This is a genomic window from Brevundimonas sp. CURTG3B2_SDJG, from assembly GCF_057364705.1.
In genome coordinates this window covers 1-2,024 of sequence record NZ_JBNFOJ010000404.1, presented here as the reverse complement: position 1 = coordinate 2,024, position 2,024 = coordinate 1, and the positions used below count along the sequence as shown (strand labels likewise).

Here is a 2,024-nt window from a genome sequence, read left to right as displayed (position 1 = left end):
CGGCGCCGCGGGCCAAGGTGGCTGACGCCCGGCTGGAAACGCAGTCGCCGGACGGCATCCGATGGGCGCGCCGGTCGGGATGGCGGTCGCGCGCGACGGTTCGATCTGGGTGGCGGACGACCGCAACGCGGCCATCCTCAGGATCGCGCGGCCCTAGGTCCGGATCAGCCCCGGTCGCGGGCGTCCCGCTTGCCCAGCACGCGCAGGCGCAGCGCGTTCAGCTTGATGAAGCCGGCGGCGTCGCGGTGGTCGTAGGCCACGGCGCCTTCCTCGAAGGTCACCAGCTCCTGATCGTAGAGGCTCTCGGGGCTTTCGCGGCCGATGATCGAGACGTTGCCCTTATAGAGCTTGACCCGGACCGTCCCCGTGACCTTGGCCTGGGAGTGGTCGATGGCCGCCTGCAGCATCTCGCGCTCGGGCGAGAACCAGAAGCCGTTGTAGATGAGGTGGGCGTATTTGACCGCCAGCTCGTCCTTCAGGTGCATGGCGCCGCGGTCCAGGGTGATGGACTCGATGCCGCGGTGGGCGGCCAGCAGGATGGTCCCGCCCGGGGTCTCGTAGACGCCGCGCGACTTCATGCCGACGAAGCGGTTCTCGACCAGGTCCAGGCGGCCGACGCCGTTGTCGTGGCCCAACTCGTTCAGCTTGGTCAGGATCGTCGCCGGCGACATGGCCACGCCGTCGATGGAGACCGCGTCGCCCTTCTCGAAGCCCAGAGTGAAGACGGTCGGCGTATCGGGAGCGTCCTCCGGCGAGATGGTGCGCTGGTGGACGAACTCGGGGGCCTCGACCGCCGGATCCTCCAGAACCTTGCCCTCGGACGAGGAGTGCAGAAGGTTGGCGTCGACCGAGAAGGGGGCCTCGCCGCGCTTGTCCTTGGCGATCGGGATCTGGTGCTTCTCGGCGAAGTCCAGCAGGGCCTCGCGGCTGCGGAACTCCCACTCGCGCCAAGGTGCGATGACGTGGATGTCGGGCTCCAGGGCGTAGTAGCCCAGTTCGAAGCGGACCTGGTCGTTGCCCTTGCCCGTCGCGCCGTGACAGACGGCGTCGGCGCCGACCTGGCGGGCGATCTCGATCTGGCGCTTGGCGATCAGCGGCCGGGCGATGGAGGTGCCGAGCAGATACTGGCCCTCGTAGACGGTGTTGGCGCGGAACATCGGGAAGACGAAGTCGCGCACGAACTCCTCGCGCAGGTCGTCGATGAAGATGTTCTCGGGCTTGATGCCCATCTTCAGCGCCTTCTCGCGCGCCGGCCCCAGCTCCTCGCCCTGGCCCAGGTCGGCGGTGAAGGTCACGACCTCGGCGCCGTATTCGGTCTGCAGCCACTTCAGGATGATCGAGGTGTCCAGGCCGCCCGAATAGGCGAGCACGACCTTCTTGACGGGCTTGGCTTCGGAGGCCTTGGGGGCTTGGGTCATCGACGGATCCTTCGGCGAACGCGGGGAGGCGTTTCTGGCGGCGCTTAAAGGGCCAGACGCCCCGCGATGCAAGGGCGGGATTGCGGCGCGGCCGGCGGCGGCCGTCGATGGGATTTCCCGGCCCGGGCGAACGCACCGGGGGCGGCGGCGAATTATCTGTGGATTTCCGCACCGGCCGCGGCCGGCCTTTCCGGTCTTCGACCTCACAAGATGTGGAAATATAGCCTCTTTCTCGAAGATCGGCGCTTGTCGGGTAAGATTCGCGTAACGTCCTGGAAGGAGCGCCTTAAGCTTTCGCGGCCAAGGTCCGCCGGTGATCCCGAACCGCGCCCCGTCTCCGGTCGACAAACTCGCCGTGGCCGTCGTCCACGAGCCCGAGCGCGCCGTGCCGGCCTACGCCGGCGCCCGGGACGAAACCCTCCGCTTCCTGCTGCAGACCGCCGCCGACGCCGGGGTGACCTTCGTGGCCACCCATCCCGAGGGCGACGGGGAGCGGCTGCTGGGCCAGCGGCTCGTCCTCCCTCGCCCTTCCAGGTGTCGGTGCGGACCGTCTCGATCTCGGACGGGGTCGACCGGGTCGAGGCCCGCGCCCGCCGGTCGCTGGAG

The 2,024-nt window shown here is 68.9% G+C and carries 1 protein-coding gene and 1 pseudogene; one reads left to right on the top strand and one right to left on the bottom strand.

The window, feature by feature from the left end:
- Positions 1-164 precede the first annotated feature (164 nt).
- Positions 165-1,418 carry an argininosuccinate synthase gene (locus AC2W7C_RS17160; RefSeq protein WP_486002456.1) on the bottom strand — a complete coding sequence of 418 codons (1,254 nt, stop codon included), beginning with the start codon at positions 1,416-1,418 and terminating at the stop codon, positions 165-167.
- Between the two features lie 313 nt (positions 1,419-1,731).
- On the opposite strand from AC2W7C_RS17160, the pseudogene AC2W7C_RS17155 reads away from it, so the two are divergent.
- A pseudogene (locus AC2W7C_RS17155) lies at positions 1,732-2,024 on the top strand (hypothetical protein); the annotation flags it as partial.

Excerpts from the sequence above, each read along its gene's own strand:
- AC2W7C_RS17160 (WP_486002456.1), bottom strand. The coding sequence starts at position 1,418 with ATGACCCAAGCCCCCAAGGCCTCCGAAGCCAAGCCCGTCAAGAAGGTC.